Consider the following 22,968-nt stretch of genomic DNA (forward strand, 5'->3'; position numbering starts at 1 on the left):
TGATAATATGTAAAAAGGGAGAGAGTTACTATGATAATTGAAACTGATATATCTCTAGAAGGAAATACAATTTCACTTATTCCTCTCGACATGAAGTATAAGGAATTATTATTTGAAGCTTTAAAAAGCCCTAACGTATGGAAATATACTTGGCGGGAAGTTAACACAGCGGAGGATTTGGAACAAATATTAATGATAGCTGTTAATAATAAAAAGGATGGTAAACAAATACCTTTTATTGTTAAGGATAATCTGACAGGTCAAGTAATAGGGACAACTCGAATTGGCGATATTGATAAAGCAAATCGTAATGTGGAAATAGGTTGGACTTGGCCTTCACCAGAAGTTTGGAAAACAAAGGTAAATACCGAATGTAAATTTTTGTTACTTACGTATTGTTTTGAAGAATTGAAGGTCATTCGTGTCCAATTTTCAGTTAGTGGACAAAACATACAATCTCAAAGAGCAGTTGAACGAATAGGGGCAACAAAAGAGGGAACGTTTCGTAAACATAGGGTAAAGGCAGACGGTACCATTCACGACAATATATTTTACAGTATTATTGAAAGTGAATGGGAGTCAGTAAAACAAAGATTGATATATTTATTAGCGAAAAAATACTGATTTTCTTACCTGCATTTCTACAAGTAAGTGAGTATAGATTAATTATATTTTCTAAATGGAGGTATATATGGGAAAAGATTTGTCAGAAATGACGCTGGAGGAATTGTGGGAGTTATTTCCCATCATCTTAAAAGAACATAATACAGATTATAAAAATTGGTATGAAACTGAAAAACAAAGACTTTTAAATTTTATTGATAAAAAAATGATCATACGCATTAATCATATTGGCAGTAGTGCTGTTGAAGGATTAATTGCTAAGCCAACAGTCGATATCTTATTGGAAATAGATAACGAAAGTAATATTGAAAAGTTAACAGATATCCTACTACATAATGGATGGCTCTTGATGTCATCTCAAAAGCAGCCATTTTTTAATATGGTATTTAATAAAGGATATACAAAAGATGGATTTGCAGAAAAAGTATATCACTTACATGTTCGATACTATGGCAACTGGAATGAATTGTATTTTAGAGACTATCTTATGGAACATGAAGAAGTTGCTAACGAATATGGCAAACTTAAATTAAGACTGATAGAAAAATATGAGCATGACCGTGATGGATATACAGATGCTAAATCAGATTTTATTTTGAAATATACAAAAAAGGCAAAAGAAGAATATGATGACAAATATAACCCAAGAAAATAAGCATAATCTGTACAGTTACAAGGAATCTTAACCTTATGTGTAACAAGGGTTGTGAAGGGGTTAACAAAAATTAGGATTTGTTAATTGTGAAATTATGTATATAAGAATATTTGAGGATTAATAAAAACAAAAAGGGTAACGGTACGTCACCCTACATTTATTTTAGTTAGTTATCTTCAAATTACGCTCCTCAAAAATTTGTTTAGCTACAAAAATGGCGTTTAGAACTCTGGGAAAACCTGTGTACGGAACACAGTGAGTAATCGCCTCAATCACTTCATTGGGTGTTAGTCCTACGTTAAGAGCAGCATTGATATGGACATTTAGTTGTGGCTCACATCCTCCCTGAGTAGTAAGAGAGGCAATTGTTACGAGTTGACGTTGTCTTAAGTCTAATTCCTTACGGGAATAAATATCCCCAAAGGCAAATTCGACAACATATTTACCAAGGTCAGGAGCAACGTCTTTTAATGATTCTATAACTCGTTCTCCTCCTTCTCCGTCAATTTCCATAAGCCGTTCCCAACCTCTCTGATAACGTTCATTTGACATCTGATTTTCCTCCTTAGCATTAAATTTATTTGAATAAGTAGTTCATGAAATAAATCTACACTTTAGAGTGCACTCTAAAGCAATACTTTTTTTCATATGCTATAATTAAATTTATGGAAAAGGAAGTTTTTACAATTCAACAAATCTCAAATATCACAGGACTATCCGTGCATACATTACGTTATTACGAAAAAATTGGACTACTTAACAGAGTAGACCGAGATGTAAATGGCTATCGACAATATACTGAGTCGGATATTTCTTGGATTAATTTTTTAATTCGTTTACGAGTAACGGGTATGCCAGTGTCTGAAATGAAACAGTTTTCTGACCTGCGAAGTCAAGGCGATTCTACAATAAGCTTGCGGCGTGAGTTATTAGAAAATCATCAAAAAAATGTCCTGGAGCAAATAAAAGAATTAAAAGATAATCTTGATAAGATTGAAGGTAAAATCCACTATTATAAGGGCTTAGAGGAAAACAAAGCTGATAGTGGGAACAAATCAGAAACTCCTTAAAGATGTTTAATTTACTGTTTGCGATTCTTCAAGATGAAGGTCGCATTTTTTATATTTCATTAGCAAGATTGTGGGGAAATGTACTTAAAGTACGGGGGCAAGAGAAAAACAATGGCGTTGTAGCGGCAACTCTTTTTTTCTTACTGAATTCTTTTTTCGATATAGGTTTTCAAATGGTTTAGTTTAGATATGACATAGGGAGTTGATAGCTTCAAGAATTCAGGAACATACTCGAAATTCGCTTGTCTAGACCATATTCTTTAATAGAGTGTTCCGATACTTTTATATGATAAAATTAGAAGAAAGTTCAGAATAGTAAAAATAAAATTAAAGGAGAGGATAAGATGGCATTCAAAACACCAGAAGGCGAGGAACTTTTTCACCGAGCCTATAGCAATAATTTAAATCGTTGGAATGTTACATATGAGACTCTGAATATACCGACAACATACGGGAGTACGTATGTCATAGTAACTGGGGAAAAGGAACTTCCGCCAGTTATCATGCTGCATGGGGCAGGAATGGGATCAACTATTTGGTATGCGAATATTGATGCATTGAGCAAGATTCGACGCGTCTATGCAGTTGATGCAATCGGGGATATAAATAAAAGTGAGCCTCTTCGTTCCATCAGCAATCCTGAGGACATGGGGAAATGGATGGCTGAGATTTTGGATCATCTTGGTATTGAAAAAACAGATTTTATCGGGCATTCGGCTGGTGGATATATAACATTGAATATAGCAACATACATACAAAGTAGAATAAACAAGATGGTCCTCTTAGCCCCTGCTGCTTCATTTGTCCCGTTTCATCAACAATTTTTCCTTCGTCTTGCTTTTATAAATGCCATAAGGCGCAAAGGATTCATCCGACAACTTTTCTGTCATTGGTTCATCGCAAAAGGGAATACAATCGATGACGAAGTCTTTGATCAATTCATTTACGGGGTCTTGCATTACAAATGGAAGGTGAAACCAGTCATCCCTAAAGTGATTCCAAAAGAAAAACTGAAGACCATACAAGTTCCAACCTTTTTATTGATGGGCGAAAAAGAGGTCATCTACAATCCTAAACGGGCTCTAATGCAAGCAAAAGCTAGCATTCCCCATATAGAAACCATGATGTTGCCAAATACAAGTCACTGTTTATTTATAGAGGATGCCAAAAAGGTAAACGATTTGATCATTAATTTTTTACATAAAAAAGCCGCCGTGTAAACTGAACTTTCTAGTAACGGGTGCTTATGTGAAAGATGGGATTGCTGAGGCGATTCAATTTTTTATTGGCTAACGGTACAGTTTAACTGAAGAAACGGATACATTCTAGATTTTTGGAAGCAGTTGTACAGAAGTAAGGTATATCTTGAAGTTTGAACTTCTTCTCAAATGAACAACACCTTACGTAGAAAGGCATAAGGACAACTTTTTCTAGGATTGGTATCCTTTTGGAAGGGGATAATAAACATACATTCTCCTGTTCCAGCGACGAAAACCCACAACGTATGTATAATTACAATACCAAACTAATGGAGGAGATTCTAAATGTCGCATAACAACTCAAGTAATAATACAGAAAAAATACACTTTATGTTAAAATCCACTCCGCCGAGAATAACGTTTCACCAGGACATGACAGAAGAAGAGCGGAGCATTATGCAACAACATATTTCCTATTGGATGGATAAGCAGAATCAAGGGATTGCTTTGGTTTTCGGACCGGTTCTTGATCCTTCAGCCCCACATGGACTAGCAATTATTGAAGTCGAGAATGAGGAACAAGTCCCAAAACTTATCGCGGAAGATCCAGCCGTTGTTACAGGAATAATGACAACGGAATTTTATCAGATGAAAGCAATTATAAAGAAATAATAGAATCCCTTTATAATAGGTAAGCCTCCGTTTTGCTGTACTAACGGAAGCACAAGTTAAAGATGTGATCGCTGCGGCGGTCTTTTTTTTCTTATTAAACAGACAGGTTAGTGGGAGATGATAATCCACTTCTTTTTTAAACCAATTTACATCGATTTGCGGAATTGAAATGACAAAAGCACCATATAAAGTTATGAAAGGAGGAGAGGCATAAAATGCAGATAATGAACAACTATTTTCGTGCTGCGGGTATGGTTTATATTATGAGCAATAATGAAGTAATGAATTAAATCATTGCTTTTTACAGGGATATGAATGGAATGCTCACCTTTGCGGGTTCCTACTCAACTTATGGCAGGGGTACTGGTACAAGGGAAGTCTCAACTGCAACTGCAAACGATGGTATTGATCCTCTTGCGTCACAAGGCTCCCTAACTTTGTCCCGTGATGGCCGGTTCCTACTTGCAGTTAACGCAGGCAGCGATAGTATCAGTAGTTTCATAATAAACGACAGCGGAGTACACGTTTTCGTGGATGTGAAGTCATCAGGAGGTGCTCAGCCCAATAGCGTAGATGTGTTTGGTAATCTTCTCTATGTTTCCAATGTAGGTAATGCCGCTAACAATTTTGCATCAATATCACTGGTTTTCGTATAGATGATAACGGACGCCTTACTCCTATTCCTGGATCAACCCATTCTTTAAGTACAATCAATGCTCAGCCGGCGCAGGTTCTCTTCACTCCAGATGGCAGTAAAATCGTTGTATCCGAGCTTACTTCAGACCATCTCAGTGTATTTCATGTGAATAAAAATGGAACGGTTAAAGGACCAATTATAAACGATTCAAGTGGTAAGGGACCGTTCGGCTCTTGTTTTCTATCCTCAGGAATATTTTTAGTTACGGAAGCCTCTTCTAGTACGCTGTCATCCTATTCAATGAGCGATAACGGGGTTCTTACTGTTATCAGCGGCTCTGTACTGAACGGCCAGAAGACCACTTGCTGGGTTGTAACAACGAAGAATGAAAAATATGCTTTTACCACCAACACCTTAAGTGGCACAATCACCACATATCGTATAGATTCAAGTGGAGCACTATCGGTTCTCGGGCATACTACCAGTACACCAGCAGGTACATCTACAGGTCTGCCGATAGATGGTGGAGTGAGTAAAGATGGCCGCCATTTTTATACACTGAACGGGAATCAGGGTACAATCTCAGTATTTAATATCCAAGATGATGGTAGTCTTGTTAGATTGCAGGTTGCTGCTTGGACTGACTTTCCTTATTTCGGATCGCAAGGTTTAGCGGTTCTTTGATTCTATTGGGTTCACTATATTTGGTAGAATAGAAAATAAAGGAGTTATATTTAATCATTTTAGTTAAGAAAGAGTATGGGGCAGTACCCCTTACTCTTATATACAATCTAGAGAACATCTGACTTAAGGAGTGGTTATCATGGCACGTGTTTTATTTATAAATGGTGGATCAGAAGGACATATCAACCCAACAATTGGAGTTGTCCAAGAGCTTATTTCGCGTGGAGAAGAAGTAGTGTATTTTACAATAGAAGCTTTTCGAGAACGTATTGAGAAGACGGGAGCTACTGTACGAACATTCGACGGTGATAAATTTATAAAAGCTTTTATCTCAGGTGGAAGAAATTATTTACCCGAAAGAATCAACGGTCTTTTACATACGGCTGATATCATGATACCTAGTGTTCTAGAGCAAATCGAAGGAGAACATTTTGATTATATCATTCACGATTCCATGTTTGGTTGTGGACGTTTACTTGCACAAATACTTAAACTTCCGGCAATTAATTCTTGTACATCTTTTGCTCAAACTGAAATATCATTTGAAAGAATGCTAGAACATCTTTCGCAAAATATCCCAACAGAAATTGCGAAAAGGATAAATAATGATTTTCAAAACCTAACAACAAAAATTAATGAAAAATATGGTGTTGAAATCACTTCTCCTTATGAAGTTTTTTGTAATCCTGCACCACTTACAATTGTTTATACAACTAGGGAGTTTCAACCTTTTGGAGAAACATTTGACCAAACATACCAATTTGTAGGACCATCCATCTCTACACGATTAACACAAGAAGACTTCGACTTTACTGCAATCAAAGGAAAAAGCCCAATTTACATTTCACTAGGTACTGTCTTTAACCAAGCAATTGATTTCTATAAGACTTGTTTTAAGGCATTTAAGGACACGGATCATACCATTATTATGTCTATTGGGGGAAAAACGCAAATATCTGATTTAGGGGAGATTCCTAAAAACTTCATTGTGAAAAATTATGTTCCACAAACTGAGGTGCTTACATACACGAAATTATTTATCACACATGGTGGAATGAACAGTACCAATGAAGGTCTCTATTACGGAATTCCACTAATTGTGATCCCACAAAGCGCAGATCAGCCAGTAATTGCCGGGCGAGTTGCCAATCTTGGAGCCGGCGTTCCATTACAAATGCAAGACTTGACTGCAAGTAGGCTAAGTGAAGCCGTAGATCATGTGTTAGGACATCCATCTTTTCATAATGCTGTCGCAAATATTAGGGAATCCTTTCAAAAATCAGGTGGGTATCAGCAAGCTGTTGATGAGATTTTCAAATTTAAAAGGGGAAATATACATTGAAAAGAAAAGAACTATACTTGAAAATTGTAAAAGCAGACAATGAACATTTGAAATTCCTAATTTCTAAACTTGATCAACATCTATCTAAACTATATCCAAGTGAAGGAATCTTTGGCTTGAATTTAAATGATCCTAAAGTTAACGATACTACATTCGTAGTTGCTTATATAGGTGATACTCCTGTGGGTTGCGGGGCAATACGACCATTGGATATTGAAACGATCGAGTTAAAAAGATTTTATGTCGATAGTAATTATAGAAATAGAGGCATTGCATCACAATTATTAAAGTTCCTTGAGACAAAGGCAAAAAATTTTAACTACCATAATTTAGTTTTAGAAACTGGAAATGAACAACCAGAAGCAATAAGTCTTTATAAGAAAAATGGGTATAACGAGATTCCTCCATATGGCGAGTATATTGGTTGTGACAATAGTGTTTGTTTTGCAAAAAGGATTATTTAGTCAAGTAATTTCGTGAATTATAAATAATAACACCGTTCATATTGAACGGTGTTACATGCTATTTGTATATGACATAATTAATATACGTACTACCCTTTTGTTGTAAAAGTACTGGGCATTACCACAGCCACAACCTCTCCGCGAGCACAAAGTAAGTCATTCGCATAGACCTCTGTATCTACCTTCCACTTTTTCGGATGGATCTCTTGAACAGTCCCGATTGCTTTTAATGGAACGCCATGTGGAGTCGGTTTTAAAAAATCCACTTTTAAGGAAGCCGTCACAAATCTTGGAGGTTCGATTCCATCTCCGATTTCATGTCCATTTTTACGGTGCAATGTTAATGATGCTGAACCTGTCCCATGACAATCAATTAACGACGCAATCAATCCTCCATAAACAAAACCTGGTATCGCCGTATGCTCTGGTAAAGGATTGTATATCGTCACCGTATTGTCCCCTTGCCAAACCGTTTGAAAATGATGCCCCTCTTTATTTAACCGACCACACCCATAGCACCATGCATAATCATCTGCATAATCATCTTGAATGGCATTTAACACTTTCTCCATCATAACTCCCCCTTTTTTATGTTATTATAACACAATAAAAGTAAAATAAAGGAATAATTGAATATTATTGCTATGTATTATTCCAATATAAGTAAATATATAAGTGATTTTCTGTGTTTTTTGATAGAAGAAGGATTTTCCAAGAGCAGGACTTAAAGGAGCTTTATCAAGGTGTTATAAATGTATTATTTTAGATATCATGAAAAATAGGGGGAAGGAAATGAAACTTGATCAGAAGTCAGTTTTGTCAGTACTAAACCATACTTTTCAATGCATGAATAATGGGATAGCAATCTTAAATCATGAAAGAATCATAACATTTTGTAATTCATCCTTATGTACGATATTAAAAAAGAAAGAAAATGAATTATTCGGCAGACATATAACACCTTTTCTATTAGAACTTGAAAATGATTTTATTATAAATGAAATTCCTATTTATTTGAATGAACAGGAGAACGGATTATTTATTGTATTTGAAAGCAAACAACAGAATGCAACCGACATACAATTATTACAAAAAAGAATTGTTCAATTTGAAAATGCATTACATATTTTATCGGAATGCATATTAGGAGTGGATGAACAAGGAATCGTCAATTTTCTAAGTTCTTCTTATGCTCAGTTTTTAGGGATAGATGATCCAAAGGATGCGATTGGGAAGCATTGTACGGAAGTAGTGGAAAATACGAGAATGCACATTGTTGTGAAGACGGGACAAGCCGAAGTAGGACAGATTCAGCGTGTAAATAACCAAAATATTATCGCCACCCGCATGCCTGTAATTGAAAATGGGAAAATCATTGGGGCAATTGGAAAAATCATGTTTCACGATGTAGAACAGGTGAAAGTATTAGCGGACCAAATTAGCACAATGGAATCGAAGCTTTCTTACTATCAAACAGAATTAAAACGGCTGCAAGAGGCGAGGTACTCCTTTCAAAGCATAATCGGGGAGAGCGAGAAGATGCTAAAGGTGAAGAATGAGGCGATGAAGCTTGCCAAAAGTCGTTCTACTGTTTTAATTCAGGGAGAGAGCGGTACAGGGAAAGAGCTATTTGCTCATGCAATTCACAATGCGAGCCCGCGTGCTACAGGTTCATTTATTCGATTAAACTGTGCGGCGATTCCTCGAGATCTGTTGGAGGCGGAGTTATTTGGATATGAGGAAGGGGCATTTACGGGTGCGAAAAAAGGCGGGAAGCCTGGGAAGATCGAGTTAGCGGATAAGGGAACGCTTTTCCTAGATGAAATTGGGGATATGCCATTGGATATGCAAGCAAAATTGTTACGGGTTCTTCAGGAAAAAGAGATAGAAAGAATCGGCGGAACAAAAACAAGGAAAATTGATGTCCGTTTTATTGCGGCAACACATCAAAACTTATTTAAGATGGTACAAGAGGGTGTATTTCGAGAAGATTTGTATTATCGATTACACGTTTGTACCATCGATATCCCATCGTTACGAGAACGAAAAGAAGATATAAAGCAGTTAACAGCTTATTTGATTGGTAAATTAAATACAGAGCTTGGAACATTCTTTCATTCGGTTGATGAAAGAGTACATCAACTATTCGCATCCTATAATTGGCCGGGAAATATTAGGGAACTTGAAAATATATTAGAAAGAGCGATGAATATGGCAGAATACGATTGTATTCAAGTCCAGCATCTGCCTTTATCTCTACAAAAGCAAGATATTTCCATGAATTTGGGTCGAGAAGAATCGATTTTGGAAGATAAGCTAGAGAGGAATTATTCTTTACAAGAAGAAATAGAAGCAGCCGAAAAACGGGTGATTCAAAGGGCATTAAAGCAAACATTTGGAAATAGAAAAGAAGCAGCCGAGCTCTTAGGTATTCATCGGGCAAGCCTATATCGAAAAATAGAAAAGTATGAACTTTGTAGAGAAAGTGGTTCTCCCATTTTTCCATCCAATTATGAAAAATAAAGGATTATTTCTCTTTAAACTTCACATATTAAATAATGGATTACATAGTAAACGGCGAAATTTTAATTATTAGGTGAAAGAGAAATGAAGAAATGGTACTGTAACATTCTAATTGTGATACTTTTATTTTTTTATCAGGATATCATGTCTGTGCGAAAGAAAGTGACAGCATAATTTACATTAATTTATGGAAGAATAAACTGTATTTGCTTCAACAAAATAAGGTAATAGAAGAATACAGTATTTCTCCAGGAAAAAATGAGTCTCCTACCCCGGTTGGTCAATTTCGTATTGTACATAAATCAAGGGGATGGGGAGGCGGATTTGGCTCACGCTGGCTTGGGCTTAATGTTCCTTGGGGAAAATATGGTATACATGGTACAAACAAATCGTGGTTAATTGGAGAAAGAGTAAGCAGTGGATGTATCCGTATGCGTAATAAGGATGTCGAAAGGCTGTTTGATAAGGTACCAGTCGGGACCATTGTTCAAATTGATGGACCGATTACGGGTATGGGAAAATACGAATTGAAAAACTTATCAAGAAATTCACGAGGAAATTTAGTACAAATCGTTCAACAAAGACTAAAAGCAGCAGGATATTATAAAGGTCCATGCAACGGAATTTTTGATATACAAACAGAAGTAGCAGTAAAAAAGTTTCAAAAAGAGCACCATTTTAAAGTGAACGGTACGATTTCAAATAAAGAGTATATTCAACTTGGCTTGTTAGAATAATCTTGTGAAGGTCTTATTGGTATAAAGAAAAACAAATATGTTGATTTTAGAAAATAGCAAAGCATTCGCCGAGCTATTTTTATTTTTTAATGCCCTTTTTACAAAAATAACCTTACTTAATTAGTTTGAATGGTCAACATTACGTATTAATATTAGTTTAGGAGGTCTTGAATCATGCAAATCATATCAAGTGTTTTTCCTTTTATCGCCCTTATTGTTGACATAGTAATTATGATTACGTGTTTAAGAAAAATTTCTACTCAAATTTATTTCAACTATTTCAACAGGACCATATGGATGTTCATTGTTGTTTTTGGTAGCATTTTTGGACAACTGATGTATTTTTTAATGGAACGTAATGAAAATAATAAATAAACCTATTATAATCATAATCCTTTAACATATTTCCGAAAGAAGTCTCCCTCTTCAAGCGTGTAAAGGGCGTAGCCAGGCGGTAAGGGGGAGATGAATTTCGGTTGGCGATAGCCAACACTCTCTCCTCTATGTTATAATAGAACATATATTCGGTATCTAAATGAGGTGAGGGGCATGGCAAACAAAGCATATAAATTTCGCTTATACCCGACAGAGGAACAATGCGTCTTTTTTGCAAAGACATTTGGTTGTATTCGTTTTGTCTATAATAAAATGCTGGCAGAGCGAAAAGAAACCTACGAGACATACAAAGACGATCAAGATAGGCTCAAACAACAAATGTTTCCGACTCCCGCTAAGTACAAAGATGAGTTTCCATGGCCCTAAAGAGGTGGATTCTTTAGCCTTGGCAAACGCACAGCTTCATCTCCAAAAAGCATACAAGAGCTTTTTCGATGGAAATACGGCATTCCCCAAATTCAAGACTCGTAAAGCAAGACAATCGTACACAACAAATGTGGTAAACGGAAATATTGTGCTATGGGATGGCTCTATTAAATTGCCTAAGATAAAAGAACCTGTCAAATTGAAACAGCATCGAAAAATTCCACGTCATCATATCATCAAATCCTGTACCATTTCCCGAACGAAGACGAATAAATATTATATTTCAATTCTCACAGAATACGAGCATCTTCATAGAGCAAAAGAGATACAAAACGCTGTTGGATTGGACTTTGCCATGAACGGCTTATTTGTCGAGAGTGAAACAGGTAAGAAAGCCAATTACCCCAATTTTTATCGACAAGCCTTAAAAAAGTTAGCAACAGAACAACGCATATTGTCACGTAGAACAAAAAATAGTAAGCGTTGGCATAAACAACGCTTGAAGGTAGCAAAACTTCATGAAAGAATTGCAAATCAACGAAGAGATTTTCTTCACAAAGAATCGTATCGCTTATCACAAATATATGATTGTGTGGTTGTAGAAGACCTCAACATGAAAGCTTTGTCACAAGCGCTTCACTTTGGAAAAAGTGTCACAGATACTGCTTGGGGTAGGTTCACAAAATTCCTCCAATACAAGTTAGAGGATCAAGGAAAAAAGCTTATCAAAATAGATAAGTGGTTCCCATCATCCAAAACTTGTTCCTGTTGTGGTCAAGTAAAGGAGTCTCTATCTCTTTCTGAGCGTATATTCCACTGTGAATGTGGTTTTGTGGCAGACAGGGACTGGAATGCTGCTATCAATATCAAAAGGGAAGGATTACGCCTAGTAGTGTTATCATAATTAGAAAACTCTTGGAACAAGAGGGTTAGCTCAGTCAGTTTTCGTTGGCTACTAAAAGCAATGATAAGTCGAGAAGCCCCCACTTCAAAAATCGTAAGAGTTTAAGTGGTGGGTAGTTCACCTTAATATTCTTTTATATCTTATCTAAAAAAGTACAGTGAACTCTGTACTTTTTATTTATTTAATAACTTTTTGTTGCGTGATTGCGACTTGTCTTAACATTGCAACACGTTAGAAACGATTTGTTGCATATTTACGACAGCGCTAAAATCATAATACATGATGATTCTATTCGTTCCTAGGTTTTGGGAGGTTGGCACATTTCTTGCATCAAGAAAGAACAGAACCAATCTCATGATAGAAATCTATGAGTCTAGGAAAGGGGATAGGATGATCATGATGGAGAATCTACCGTATTTTCTGCTACGGAGTATTGAAAAAAGCCCTGATAAAGTTTATATGCAATTTGAAGACGAAAGGATTACGTATCAAGAACTGCATCATCGAATTGGAAAAGGAATAGCGGGCTTTCGTGAATTAGGGATTCAAAAGGGTGACAAGGTTTGTATGATGATGAATAATGACCCAAATTACGTAGATATTTGGTTTTCCTTATCGTTTATGGGTGCAGTTATTGTTCCCTTAAACGTTCATTTAAAGGGCGAAGGACTGCAATATATTTTGTCTCACTCAGATTGTAAATTGATTGTTACGGATAAAGAATTTGTATCCAAAATTCAGGCGAGTCTAGCTTTCATAGAAAGGGATATTACAATTATTGTTCACGATAACAATGAAAACGCTGACACAAATGATAAAAACATAATCCAGCTGAATCGTATACTGCAAATAAATCATAGCTTTTTTCCAAATGAAACGATTGATTCTTCTTCGATTAATAGCATCTTATATACATCTGGAACAACCGGGCTGCCAAAAGGGGTAATGCTAAGTCATCATGCATATGTTCATTCTGCGCAGTCTTTTGCAGACCTGATGGTAGGTGCACGTGCAGATGATATTTTATATACTGCTCTACCTCTCTTTCATATAAATGCCGAGGCCCATACTGTGCTTGGTTCTATTCATGCTAATGCTACGATTGCCCTTGGAAAACGATTTAGTGCTTCAAAGTTTTGGGACGAAATTCGCTATCATGGTGCTACCATCTTTAATTCACTAGGATCTATGATTCCTATACTCTGTAAACAGCCTGAAACAGAAAATGATTCTATCAATCCAGCAAGAATAACAGCCTGCGCTGCTACACCGAAAGAGTTTTGGAAAGTATTTGAGGAGAGATTTGCTGTACGTATTGTCGAGGGATATGGATTAACGGAGACAACTGGTTTTTGTGTAGCAAATTCGAATCCAATTCCTACTCTATCATCCATTGGAAAACCGTATTCTTACGTAGATACAAAAATTGTGAATGAACAAGGGGAAGAAGTTCCGATTGGTCAAATAGGGGAAATTGTGATTCGTTCATCTGCCTCACATACCTTTATGGAAGGCTATTATAAAATGCCGGATAAGACAGAAGAGTCTATTAAAGAAGGCTGGTTTCATACAGGGGATCGCGGTTATCAAGATGAAAATGGATTTTTATATTTTTGTGATCGGATTAAACAGTGTATTCGCCGAAGAGGAGAAAATATTTCCTCCTGGGAAATTGAAACGGTTATGAATCACCATCCAAAGGTGCTTGAATCCGCGGCGATTGGTGTTCCATCTGAAGTAGGGGAAGAAGATGTGAAACTATATGTCATTTTGAAGAAGGACGAAATGATGACCTATGAAGAGGTTTTGGATTGGTGTCAAGAACGAATGGCGTATTTCATGGTACCTCGCTATGTTGAGTTTAGCGAATCCTTTCCTAAAACAGCAACAGAACGAATTCAGAAGTTTAAGCTGAAAGAAGAAGGAATTGGAGATGCGTGGGATCGTGAAAAGGCAGGGTATGAAATTACTAAGCGCTAGGATAGGGGGAGAAAGATATGATGAATTTATTGATTGTATTGCTTGCACTCGGTTTACTAATATTTTTAGCATACCGAGGGTTTTCAGTTATTTTATTTGCTCCGTTATGTGCCCTGCTCGCTGTATGTCTAACCAATCCGGAGCAAGTACTTCCGTTTTTTTCGAATGTGTTTATGGTAAAGATGGTTGGATTTATTAAACAATATTTTCCTGTGTTTTTACTTGGAGCTATATTCGGAAAAATAGTAGAAGTAACAGGGATAGCCGAAAAAATTGCAAAGGTCATTGTCCGTTTCATAGGAGCGAAACGAGCCATTCTTTCTATTGTATTAATGGGAGCAATTTTAACTTATAGCGGGGTAAGCTTGTTTGTAGCCGTATTTGCGATTTATCCGTTTGCGGCACAGCTTTTTCGCGAAGCAAATATCCCAAAACGATTGATTCCAGCTACCATTGCTTTTAGTGCTTTTACATTTTCAATGGATTCACTGCCCGGTTCTCCTCAGATTCAAAATGTAATACCAACTACATTTTTCAAAACGACGATTTATGCTGCGCCAACACTTGGGATGATTGGAGCACTCTTCATCTTTACCGTAGGAATGCTGTATTTAGAACGATGCCGAAAGAAGGCTGCTGCAAGGGGAGAAGGCTATTATAGAAATTCGTCTGAAGCAGAGGCGGAAATGGCAGCAACAGTTAGCGTAGAACAGCTACCCCAAACAAGAGCTGCTGCTAGAGAAGCGATTACAATTGAACACTGGATTGCATTTCTTCCCCTTATTTTAGTTGGGGTTATGAATAAAGTATTTACCTTGTTCATTCCAGTATGGTATGCAAAAGGATTTGATTTTGCAGAAATTGGGCTTAAGGATCTTGGTAAAATCGATATGTCGCAAGTGTTAGGAATATGGTCCGTAGAGCTGGCGCTTCTGTTTGGCATATTGTCTGCTGTCATACTAAATTTTCAAGCAGTTCGAGAACACTTTCAAACGATTACAAATGTTGGGGTAAGCGGTTCGATTCTTGCAGCGATGAATACGGCAGCTGAATATGGCTTCGGTGCCGTCATTGCAGCACTTCCTGGCTTTGTGATGATTCAACAATATTTAACGGGAACCTTTTCAAATCCTATTATTAGTGGAGCAGTCATGACCAATATCTTATGTGGATTAACGGGATCAGGATCCGGCGGCATGAGCATTACACTTGGACTTATGGCAGAAAAGTATATCGAATCCGCAGCCCATTTTCATATTCCATTAGACGTTTTGCATCGTGTTATTGCTATGGCAGCCGGAGGTATGGATACGCTGCCGCATAATGGAGCTGTTATTACATTACTTGCTGTTACAGGCTTGACACATAGAGAAGCGTATAAAGAAATTTTCGGAATTACTATTATTAAGACGCTGGCGGTGTTCGTGGTGATTGGTTGCTATACGCTTTTCTCCATTGTGTAAGAATGTTAGATTATTCGTAATATATAAAAGGAGAGCACATAGTATATATGACTACTATGTGCTCTCCTTTATTTTATAAAATTGATGCCAATTAAAACGCAATAGGCAATTCTGTTAATCCCCTCATTAAATAAGTTGGACGCCAATGTAGTGTTTCTGGATCTGTATTTAGATGTAGATTCGGCATTCTTTGAATCAGGGTTTGAATGGCAATTTGACCTTCAAGTCGGGCCAATGGGGCACCTAGACAATAGTGAATTCCCATTCCGAAGGCAAGATGACGATTGTTATTTCTAGTGATATCAAAAATATCCGGATTTTCAAATTGCATCTCATCGCGGTTGGCAGATGCTAAAGCTACTACTACAGCATCTCCTTTTTGTATTAACTTTTCGCGTATTTGAATATCTTCGTTAGCCCATCGATTTGTCGCTAACTCAACAGGTCCATAGAAACGTAGTATTTCTTCAATAGCGGATGAAATAAGGTCTGGATTTTGCTTAAGTTTCTCCAGTTGTTTAGGATGCTGTAGCAATGCCAATACACCGTTTCCAATCAAGTTAACTGTTGTTTCGTGTCCGGCAATAATCAACAAAAAGATCATAGAATACAATTCTTTTTCCGTAAGTTTTTCACCTTCAGCCTCGGCATGAACCAAAGCGCTAATAAGATCTTCCCCTGATTCATTCCGGCGCTCTTCAATTAAATTTCTAATGTATTGAACAAAGGACTGTAGCGCTGGAAGGGCTTGCTGGATTTTCTCTGGGAGGTTAACGGTATCAACTAAAGTGTTAGACCATTCTCGAAATCTATCACGATCAGTTTCACGAATTCCTAACATTTCACAAATTACAATAATAGGTAAGGGGAATGCAAACTCTTCAATTAGATTTATATTTCCTTTGTTTTGGAATCCATCGAGTAAAGAATCAGCAATCTCTTGAATTCGAATGCGTAACCCCTCAATCATTTTTGGAGTGAAAGCCTTATGAACTAAGTTACGTAAACGGTCATGATCAGGAGGATCAGAATTTAGCATATGATTTAGGAGTACATCTCTTTCTAGAATTGGAATCATTTTGTTCAGTTGTTCAGGACTTAAAAGAGTATGAGGATTTTTAATAAACCGATTATCTCTTAATACTTGCAAAGAATCATCGTATCGAGTAATAAGCCAAGAAGTTTGACCGTTAGGAAGGGTGAAACGATAAACGGGATCAACCTCCCTTAGTTTTGCGTAAAAGGAATAGGCTGTTTTTTTAAATTCAGCAGAAAACAAATCTAATTGAGGTGTTTCATGGTTTAGATTCATACCTTGCTCCCTTTTCATAACTTTAATTGAAAATGCAGGTACAACTTCATTCCATGTTCATTTACACAGATTGCTTACAACGTTATTATAACTACTGATCGAAGGAGATGGAAATAAATTCAAAAAAATTACGTTAGTTTTGTTCATGTTTTTTTCTTTTTATTAATGAAGCTATGATTTAGTTGTCATAATAATAGAGCGTGGGTAAAATCCCAATTTCTGATAAAATAAAACTGCTTCATTCCCGTATACGACTGTTAGTTCAATGTCACTTATATGTTTTTCCTTAAACCATTCCATTGCACTACTCATTAATGTGACACCTAATCCATTTCTTCGATATTTTTCATCAACAAATAGAACTTCAATCTTCCCGTTTTCTTTTTTGCTATATGCTATGCAAAACCCTATTATGTTATTTGTTTCTGAATCAATCAGTAGTTCAATCCTGTATTCTCCAGATATTGAATTTTCTCGATACTTCTCAATACGTTCTTCGAAGGTGATTCTTGGATAATCACCAGCAAAATATGTTGATTTACTATTATGGTATTCGTGTAATTTATCTAGTGGTTTTCTTATTATTTCTATTTCATCTAGAGTTATCTGTTTTTTAATAATATCCATACTTCAACATCTCCCATCATATATATTTATTTACATACAGGCACGATTGCCTAGTTTAAAGTGTACTCTTTGTGATATTAAAAAAACCTAGGTAGATTCGTTAATATAGTTTTCTAGAAATTCCCTCTAAACCCTTGACTTATATGCTTCATTTTTAATAAAATTAATTTTCAACTGTAAATTTCAACGAATAGGAGGGAATTACAGAAATGAACGAAATATTCGAGCAAGAACTAGAGAAATTAAATCATACGCTTTCGCAAATTAATTACCAATTGCATAAGCTAGAGAGTATTCCAGTTTACCACGGATCAGGTTTTACAGAACAAGTACTTGAAACGATGCGAGAATCGAGTCGGCAAAGACTTCGAATCGCCAATCAGGAACCCTATTTTGGACGTTTAGATTTTCAAGAAGAAGGACATGTACAGCCAACTCCGATTTACATTGGTAAAGTTGGTGCTTCTAATGAAGAAACGCAGCAACCAATCGTTATAGATTGGCGAGCGCCCGTTGCAAGTATGTTTTATTCCTTTACTGGAGGAGAGGACGCAGCTTTTTATGATTCTTCAGAAGGAAGAGTGGAAGGAATTGTTTACTTAAAACGTAACATTGCGATTCGAAAGCAAATATTAGAACGTGTTGTTGATACATATGTAAGGGGAAGTGAAGATCTATCCTTATCAGATGATTTTCTTCTCTATCGTTTAGGGGAAAATAAAGATAACAAATTAAAAGACATTGTTTCAACGATTCAAGCAGAACAAAATGATATTATTCGTGCTGAAAAAAATGTTCCTCTTATTATTCAAGGGGTTGCAGGTAGTGGAAAAACAACGATTGCCTTGCATCGGCTTGCTTTTTTAATTTATCAATTTCATGAGCAGCTGAGCGCGGAGAAAATGATTGTGTTTGCACCTAATAGTATCTTTCTTGATTATATTTCTAGCGTATTACCAGAACTTGGTGTTGGGGATATTCATCAAACTACATTTCAAGACTGGGCACTGCAGACTTTAGAAAATATTGTTTCTGTACAAAACACGGATAAACAACTACAACAAGCATTCTCTATTCATAAAGCTAAAGATGAGATAATGGCTGGAAAATTAAAAGGATCAATCGAGTTTCAAATCTTTATCAAGCAAAGTCTGTCGGGCTACGAGAAAAGCGTAGTGCCAACGAAAGATTTTGAGCCTTGGGATCATTCGGTATTGCAAGGAACGATAATCCGCCAGTGGTTTGAAACAGAATATAAACACTATCCAGTTGGAAAGCGAAGAGAGCGAATTGTTGCTCGTATGAAGCGTTGGATTGAGCTGAAACTTAAGATGATTGCAGACCCGAATAAAAAGAAGTTACTAAAAAAACAAGCAACGCAAAGACTTAATGCTTATTTAAAATCTTGGCCTAAGGTGAATGCATTATCTTTTTACGGTATGGTAATGAAACAAGAAGATATTTTACGTGTGTTGCCAGCTGAACTTGTAAAAGAAACAGCCAAAAACTGTAGAAAAAAAGAAGTTGCACTAGAAGATTTAGCACCACTTATTTATATTCATCACTATCTAGAGGGAATCACACTTGGGCAAAAATTTCATCATGTTGTGATTGATGAAGCGCAAGATTTCTCACCATTTCAACTTTCCATTTTAAAAGAAATAACATTAGGAAATTCTTTTACGATTTTAGGTGATTTATCACAAGCCATTCATGAGTATCAAGGAATTGACGATTGGCAGCAGTTTCAAGATGTATTTGATCACCAGGCGCAGTATTTTGAATTAACGAGAAGCTATCGCTCAACAAAAGAGATTATATCTTTTGCAAATGAAGTGATTCAAAATGCCAATATTCCTGTAGGGCTTGCTAATCCTGTTTTTCGCAGCGGCGAAAGTGTAAAAATTACCTCAACAAATGATCAATTTCAATCTGTCTTATCTACTGTAAAAACCATGCAAGAACAACAGGTAAAAACGATTGCCATTGTCGGGCGAACGGAGGAAGAGTGCCGTGAAATATACGACAAACTCACAGAAGCTGGTATTTCTACAAATATAATAGAAGCAAAGCTAAGTAAATATGAAGGCGGTATTTCAGTCGTTCCTGTTTATTTAGCAAAAGGATTAGAATTCGACGCAGTCCTACTTATCGATGTAGATGAGGCTCACTACAAACAATCAAAACAAGATGCCAAGTTGCTATATGTCGGATGTACCCGCGCGCTCCATGACTTACGGATTTTTTATTCCGGGACATGTTCACCTTTAATTCAGCAAATTCCAAGAGAATTGTATGAAGAAAGGATAGATGTTTAATTCAACAGAAAGGAAAAGCTATAATTCTGACAGCACTACTTTTAGAATTATAGCTAGTATTCCTCTGTTACTTACTACGTTTTTTTATTTGTTGTACTATGTTCTTTTTAAAATCCTCAAATGGAACACTTTCTGATTGTTGATCCCCGTACTTTCTAATATTGACCGTATTTTCTTTTACTTCATTATCTCCTAACACTAGCATATAGGGGATTTTTTGCATCTGTGCTTCTCTTATTTTGTACCCTAGCTTTTCATCCCTGTTGTCCATTTTCACTCTTACACCTAATGACTTCAGCTCCGACTGAATCTTTAAACAGTAGTCCAAGTGAACTTGTGAAACAGGGATAATTTCTACTTGTATCGGTGCAAGCCAAACAGGGAAAGCGCCAGCATAATGTTCGATTAATATACCAAAGAAACGATCAATCGATCCAAAAATAGCCCGATGAATCACAACAGGGCGTACTTTTTCATTCTTTTCATTAATATAAGTCAAATCAAATTTTTCTGGCATCTGAAAATCAAGTTGGATTGTTCCACATTGATGACTCCGTTTTAAGGCATCTTTAATATGGAAATCAATTTTCGGTCCATAAAATGCCCCGTCACCTTCGTTTATGCGATAGCTGATTTCTAATTTTTCAAGTACATTCTGTAATGCTCCTTCAGAAATATCCCAAAGGTTATCCTCACCCAATGAATCCTCTGGACGAGTCGAAAGCTCTACCGAATATTCGAAACCAAAAGTGCGATATACTTGGTCAATGAGAGAAAATACCTGTTTTATTTCACTTTCAATTTGATCCTCTCGAACAAAGATATGAGCATCATCCTGACAAAAAGTCCGAACACGCAGCATTCCATTTAAAGCACCGCTATATTCATGACGGTGAACTTGACCGAACTCAGCTAAACGAATCGGTAAATCTCGATAAGAGTACAGATTGTTTTTAAAGATAAGCATATGACCTGGACAATTCATTGGTTTCAGCGCAAATTTTGTATGATCGACTTCGGAAAAGTACATATTTTCATGGTAATGATCCCAGTGACCCGATTGCTCCCATAACCGTTGGTTCATCATAAATGGCGTACGAACCTCATCATAATTGGCACTACTTTGCAGTTCACGAGAAAAGTTTTCTAACTCATTTCTAATAATTTGCCCATTTGGTAAATAAAATGGCATTCCCGGTGCTTCCTCGGAAAACATAAATAACTCCAATTGTTTTCCTAACTTACGGTGATCTCGCACTGCAGCTTCTTTTAAAAACTTTAGATACTCTTGTAAGTCCTTTTTCTTTGTAAATGCCACTCCATAAATTCGTTGAAGAACTTCGTTTTCACTATCACCTCGCCAATACGCACCAGATACGTGAGTCAATTGAAATGCCTTTATAAAGCCAGTAGAGGGAAGGTGAGAACCACGACAAAGATCAATAAACTCGCCTTGTTGATAAAGCGTTATTTTTTCATCCTTTGGAATGTCCTTTAATATTTCTAATTTGAATGGCTCACCTTTCACTTCGAATAACATTTCAGCATCTTCATACGAAACATCCATTCGTTTGATTTCTAAATTCTCATTGATGATGTTTTCCATCTCTTTTTCAATAGCGTGTAAGTCATCGGAAGTCAAACTATGTTCGAGTTTTACATCATAGTAAAATCCATCTTCAATAACTGGTCCTATCCCCAATTTCACATTCCCATAAAGTCGCTTCACGGCTTGTGCCAAGACATGTGCCGCTGAATGTCTTAAAATATGCAATCCTTCTTCTGAATCTAGAGTTAAAACAGAGAGTTTCGCATCCTGTTCGAGCTTGTAGCTTATATCGACCAGTTGTTCATCAACTTTCCCTGCTACTGCTTGTTTTCTTAGACTTGAGCTAATGGACTCAGCTACATTTGCCACTGTAATGCCTTTTGAAAATTCCTTTATTCTTCCATCAGGAAATTGAATTTTAATCAATTCTTCACTCATAGCTTTAACACTCCTTTAAAGTAAAATAAAAAAACACACGCATCCCTAAAGAAGGGACGAGTGTGTTTAACCCGTGGTTCCACCCAAATTCCCATAAGCTAAAAAAGAAAAACTTATGACTCTGGTGCTTGTAACGTAGCATGGACGGTATTGGATACTAGTTTCCCCAATACAGCTCAAAGGCGGTAAATTACTTTCCTAAGCTAGGAAGATCGCAGCTATCCTTCCCTCTCTGAAAACCGTAAAAATAATTCATGTCCTTTTCATCGCAATTATTATTTTCTTGTAAAACAAAAAACACACGCATCCCTAAAAAAGGGACGAGTGTGTTATAACCCGTGGTTCCACCCAAATTCCCATAAGTTAAAAAGATAACTTACGGCTCTGGTGCTGTAACGTAGCATAGACGATATCAGATACTAAAGTTCCCTGATATAGCTTAAAGGCGGTAAATTATTTCCCTAAGCTAGGAAGATCGCAGCTATCCTTCCCTCTCTGAAAACCGTAAAAATAATTCGTGTCCTTATCATTGCTTATTAAAATTTAAATAGTTATTTTAGATTATTTTACATACTACAATAAAGTTCCTTAAATAGCAATATTTTATTCCAAAAGGAGTGTATGAATTAAGCAACTATTCAAGACTATTATTGTTTGAAGAAGGGTTTGCTAATTTAAGAAATACTTCATTTATATTTTTCATTCGGTCTTCAACTTTTTTAGCTGCCGCATCGAGAGTGAATCCATCATCCATTAGTTCTTGGATTAGAAGGATCTTTTTTATGTTTAAGTAGTTATACCTACGAGTAGTCCCTTCACCCGCGTTTTCAGACTCAATGATGCCTTTTTCTTCCCAATAGCGAATTTTTCTGGTAGGTACCCCTGTTATATCGGACACTTCTCCTATACCAACAACTAGTTTTTTTAATAAGTCAAAATCAAGTAGTGGCTCTATCTCATGTTTATCACTCATTCGTTTCCCTCCGATACTTTACGTAAATATTTTAC

Annotated in this window: 20 protein-coding genes, 1 pseudogene and 2 other annotated features; of the genes and pseudogenes, 15 read left to right on the top strand and 6 right to left on the bottom strand. The window is 36.5% G+C overall.

Annotation, left to right across the window (positions count from 1 at the left end):
* Window positions 1–30: 30 nt before the first annotated feature.
* Together ACM5BR_RS00725 and ACM5BR_RS00730 are read left to right on the top strand one after the other, a co-directional pair.
* Entirely contained in the window at window positions 31–624 is a 594-nt protein-coding gene (locus ACM5BR_RS00725) for a GNAT family N-acetyltransferase (RefSeq protein WP_416825278.1), read from the top strand.
* A gap of 67 nt (window positions 625–691) precedes the next feature.
* Entirely contained in the window at window positions 692–1,279 is a 588-nt protein-coding gene (locus ACM5BR_RS00730; protein ID WP_416825279.1) for a GrpB family protein, read from the top strand.
* Window positions 1,280–1,441: 162 nt separating this feature from the next.
* Here ACM5BR_RS00730 and ACM5BR_RS00735 read toward each other — a convergent pair whose 3' ends face one another.
* A complete protein-coding gene (locus tag ACM5BR_RS00735; protein WP_416825280.1) occupies window positions 1,442–1,831 on the bottom strand; it encodes a carboxymuconolactone decarboxylase family protein in 390 nt (129 codons plus the stop codon).
* A 113-nt stretch (window positions 1,832–1,944) separates the two neighbouring features.
* Here ACM5BR_RS00735 and ACM5BR_RS00740 point away from each other — a divergent pair, with 113 nt between their 5' ends.
* From ACM5BR_RS00740 to ACM5BR_RS00765, 6 genes and pseudogenes are all read left to right on the top strand, one after another.
* Window positions 1,945–2,349, top strand: a complete 405-nt coding sequence (locus ACM5BR_RS00740) for a MerR family transcriptional regulator (RefSeq protein WP_416825281.1) — start codon at window positions 1,945–1,947, stop codon at window positions 2,347–2,349.
* Window positions 2,350–2,693: 344 nt separating this feature from the next.
* Window positions 2,694–3,569: an alpha/beta fold hydrolase gene (locus ACM5BR_RS00745; RefSeq protein WP_416825282.1), complete on the top strand. Its 876-nt coding sequence runs from the start codon at window positions 2,694–2,696 to the stop codon at window positions 3,567–3,569.
* Window positions 3,570–3,893: 324 nt separating this feature from the next.
* Window positions 3,894–4,220: a YciI family protein gene (locus tag ACM5BR_RS00750; RefSeq protein WP_416825283.1), complete on the top strand. Its 327-nt coding sequence runs from the start codon at window positions 3,894–3,896 to the stop codon at window positions 4,218–4,220.
* 215 nt (window positions 4,221–4,435) lie between these two features.
* Window positions 4,436–5,541, top strand: a pseudogene (locus ACM5BR_RS00755) (lactonase family protein).
* 139 nt (window positions 5,542–5,680) lie between these two features.
* Window positions 5,681–6,883 (top strand): macrolide family glycosyltransferase, encoded by a 1,203-nt coding sequence (locus ACM5BR_RS00760; RefSeq protein ID WP_416825284.1) that lies wholly within the window; start codon window positions 5,681–5,683, stop codon window positions 6,881–6,883.
* A complete protein-coding gene (locus ACM5BR_RS00765) occupies window positions 6,880–7,347 on the top strand; it encodes a GNAT family N-acetyltransferase (protein ID WP_416825285.1) in 468 nt (155 codons plus the stop codon). Before ACM5BR_RS00760 ends, ACM5BR_RS00765 begins: the two co-directional genes overlap by 4 nt.
* Before the next feature lie 89 nt (window positions 7,348–7,436).
* On the opposite strand, the gene ACM5BR_RS00770 is transcribed toward ACM5BR_RS00765, so the two are convergent.
* Window positions 7,437–7,922, bottom strand: a complete 486-nt coding sequence (locus tag ACM5BR_RS00770) for a PaaI family thioesterase (protein WP_416825286.1) — start codon at window positions 7,920–7,922, stop codon at window positions 7,437–7,439.
* A 217-nt stretch (window positions 7,923–8,139) separates the two neighbouring features.
* Between ACM5BR_RS00770 and ACM5BR_RS00775 the strand changes: the two genes are divergently transcribed.
* The 6 genes from ACM5BR_RS00775 to ACM5BR_RS00800 all read left to right on the top strand — a co-directional run bounded on the left by ACM5BR_RS00775 (window position 8,140) and on the right by ACM5BR_RS00800 (window position 15,716).
* Window positions 8,140–9,870: a sigma 54-interacting transcriptional regulator gene (locus ACM5BR_RS00775; protein ID WP_416825287.1), complete on the top strand. Its 1,731-nt coding sequence runs from the start codon at window positions 8,140–8,142 to the stop codon at window positions 9,868–9,870.
* 179 nt (window positions 9,871–10,049) lie between these two features.
* The gene (locus ACM5BR_RS00780; RefSeq protein ID WP_416827804.1) at window positions 10,050–10,607 is read left to right on the top strand and encodes a L,D-transpeptidase family protein; all 558 of its coding nucleotides are present in this window, start codon (window positions 10,050–10,052) and stop codon (window positions 10,605–10,607) included.
* 549 nt (window positions 10,608–11,156) lie between these two features.
* Window positions 11,157–11,369: a helix-turn-helix domain-containing protein gene (locus ACM5BR_RS00785; RefSeq protein ID WP_416825288.1), complete on the top strand. Its 213-nt coding sequence runs from the start codon at window positions 11,157–11,159 to the stop codon at window positions 11,367–11,369.
* Entirely contained in the window at window positions 11,350–12,273 is a 924-nt protein-coding gene (locus tag ACM5BR_RS00790) for an RNA-guided endonuclease InsQ/TnpB family protein (RefSeq protein WP_416825289.1), read from the top strand. Before ACM5BR_RS00785 ends, ACM5BR_RS00790 begins: the two co-directional genes overlap by 20 nt.
* Before the next feature lie 396 nt (window positions 12,274–12,669).
* The gene (locus tag ACM5BR_RS00795) at window positions 12,670–14,253 is read left to right on the top strand and encodes an ATP-dependent acyl-CoA ligase (protein WP_416825290.1); all 1,584 of its coding nucleotides are present in this window, start codon (window positions 12,670–12,672) and stop codon (window positions 14,251–14,253) included.
* A gap of 20 nt (window positions 14,254–14,273) precedes the next feature.
* The gene (locus ACM5BR_RS00800; RefSeq protein ID WP_416827805.1) at window positions 14,274–15,716 is read left to right on the top strand and encodes a GntP family permease; all 1,443 of its coding nucleotides are present in this window, start codon (window positions 14,274–14,276) and stop codon (window positions 15,714–15,716) included.
* Window positions 15,717–15,807: 91 nt separating this feature from the next.
* Here the strand turns inward: ACM5BR_RS00800 and ACM5BR_RS00805 are convergent, their stop codons facing one another.
* A complete protein-coding gene (locus ACM5BR_RS00805; protein ID WP_416825291.1) occupies window positions 15,808–17,046 on the bottom strand; it encodes a cytochrome P450 family protein in 1,239 nt (412 codons plus the stop codon).
* Window positions 17,047–17,199: 153 nt separating this feature from the next.
* Window positions 17,200–17,655: a GNAT family N-acetyltransferase gene (locus tag ACM5BR_RS00810; protein ID WP_416825292.1), complete on the bottom strand. Its 456-nt coding sequence runs from the start codon at window positions 17,653–17,655 to the stop codon at window positions 17,200–17,202.
* A 209-nt stretch (window positions 17,656–17,864) separates the two neighbouring features.
* Here ACM5BR_RS00810 and ACM5BR_RS00815 point away from each other — a divergent pair, with 209 nt between their 5' ends.
* Entirely contained in the window at window positions 17,865–19,973 is a 2,109-nt protein-coding gene (locus ACM5BR_RS00815; RefSeq protein ID WP_416825293.1) for a HelD family protein, read from the top strand.
* Window positions 19,974–20,040: 67 nt separating this feature from the next.
* Here the strand turns inward: ACM5BR_RS00815 and thrS are convergent, their stop codons facing one another.
* Together thrS and ACM5BR_RS00825 are read right to left on the bottom strand one after the other, a co-directional pair.
* The gene (gene thrS / locus ACM5BR_RS00820; RefSeq protein WP_416825294.1) at window positions 20,041–21,960 is read right to left on the bottom strand and encodes a threonine--tRNA ligase; all 1,920 of its coding nucleotides are present in this window, start codon (window positions 21,958–21,960) and stop codon (window positions 20,041–20,043) included.
* A 49-nt stretch (window positions 21,961–22,009) separates the two neighbouring features.
* Window positions 22,010–22,236, bottom strand: a binding site (T-box leader).
* A 37-nt stretch (window positions 22,237–22,273) separates the two neighbouring features.
* Window positions 22,274–22,499, bottom strand: a binding site (T-box leader).
* Window positions 22,500–22,594: 95 nt separating this feature from the next.
* Window positions 22,595–22,933, bottom strand: a complete 339-nt coding sequence (locus ACM5BR_RS00825) for a MerR family transcriptional regulator (RefSeq protein WP_416825295.1) — start codon at window positions 22,931–22,933, stop codon at window positions 22,595–22,597.
* Window positions 22,934–22,968 lie beyond the last annotated feature (35 nt).

This window comes from Ectobacillus polymachus (assembly GCF_048159605.1).
In the GTDB taxonomy this organism is placed as follows: domain Bacteria; phylum Bacillota; class Bacilli; order Bacillales; family Bacillaceae_G; genus Ectobacillus; species Ectobacillus polymachus.

Coding starts and splice junctions, on each gene's coding strand:
- ACM5BR_RS00805 (WP_416825291.1), bottom strand. CDS start 17,046: ATGAAAAGGGAGCAAGGTATGAATCTAAACCATGAAACACCTCAATTA.
- ACM5BR_RS00740 (WP_416825281.1), top strand. CDS start 1,945: ATGGAAAAGGAAGTTTTTACAATTCAACAAATCTCAAATATCACAGGA.
- ACM5BR_RS00760 (WP_416825284.1), top strand. CDS start 5,681: ATGGCACGTGTTTTATTTATAAATGGTGGATCAGAAGGACATATCAAC.
- ACM5BR_RS00785 (WP_416825288.1), top strand. CDS start 11,157: ATGGCAAACAAAGCATATAAATTTCGCTTATACCCGACAGAGGAACAA.
- ACM5BR_RS00730 (WP_416825279.1), top strand. CDS start 692: ATGGGAAAAGATTTGTCAGAAATGACGCTGGAGGAATTGTGGGAGTTA.
- ACM5BR_RS00790 (WP_416825289.1), top strand. CDS start 11,350: ATGAGTTTCCATGGCCCTAAAGAGGTGGATTCTTTAGCCTTGGCAAAC.
- ACM5BR_RS00750 (WP_416825283.1), top strand. CDS start 3,894: ATGTCGCATAACAACTCAAGTAATAATACAGAAAAAATACACTTTATG.
- ACM5BR_RS00745 (WP_416825282.1), top strand. CDS start 2,694: ATGGCATTCAAAACACCAGAAGGCGAGGAACTTTTTCACCGAGCCTAT.
- ACM5BR_RS00795 (WP_416825290.1), top strand. CDS start 12,670: ATGATGGAGAATCTACCGTATTTTCTGCTACGGAGTATTGAAAAAAGC.
- ACM5BR_RS00810 (WP_416825292.1), bottom strand. CDS start 17,655: ATGGATATTATTAAAAAACAGATAACTCTAGATGAAATAGAAATAATA.
- ACM5BR_RS00735 (WP_416825280.1), bottom strand. CDS start 1,831: ATGTCAAATGAACGTTATCAGAGAGGTTGGGAACGGCTTATGGAAATT.
- ACM5BR_RS00770 (WP_416825286.1), bottom strand. CDS start 7,922: ATGATGGAGAAAGTGTTAAATGCCATTCAAGATGATTATGCAGATGAT.
- ACM5BR_RS00825 (WP_416825295.1), bottom strand. CDS start 22,933: ATGAGTGATAAACATGAGATAGAGCCACTACTTGATTTTGACTTATTA.
- ACM5BR_RS00800 (WP_416827805.1), top strand. CDS start 14,274: ATGAATTTATTGATTGTATTGCTTGCACTCGGTTTACTAATATTTTTA.
- ACM5BR_RS00775 (WP_416825287.1), top strand. CDS start 8,140: ATGAAACTTGATCAGAAGTCAGTTTTGTCAGTACTAAACCATACTTTT.
- thrS (WP_416825294.1), bottom strand. CDS start 21,960: ATGAGTGAAGAATTGATTAAAATTCAATTTCCTGATGGAAGAATAAAG.
- ACM5BR_RS00725 (WP_416825278.1), top strand. CDS start 31: ATGATAATTGAAACTGATATATCTCTAGAAGGAAATACAATTTCACTT.
- ACM5BR_RS00815 (WP_416825293.1), top strand. CDS start 17,865: ATGAACGAAATATTCGAGCAAGAACTAGAGAAATTAAATCATACGCTT.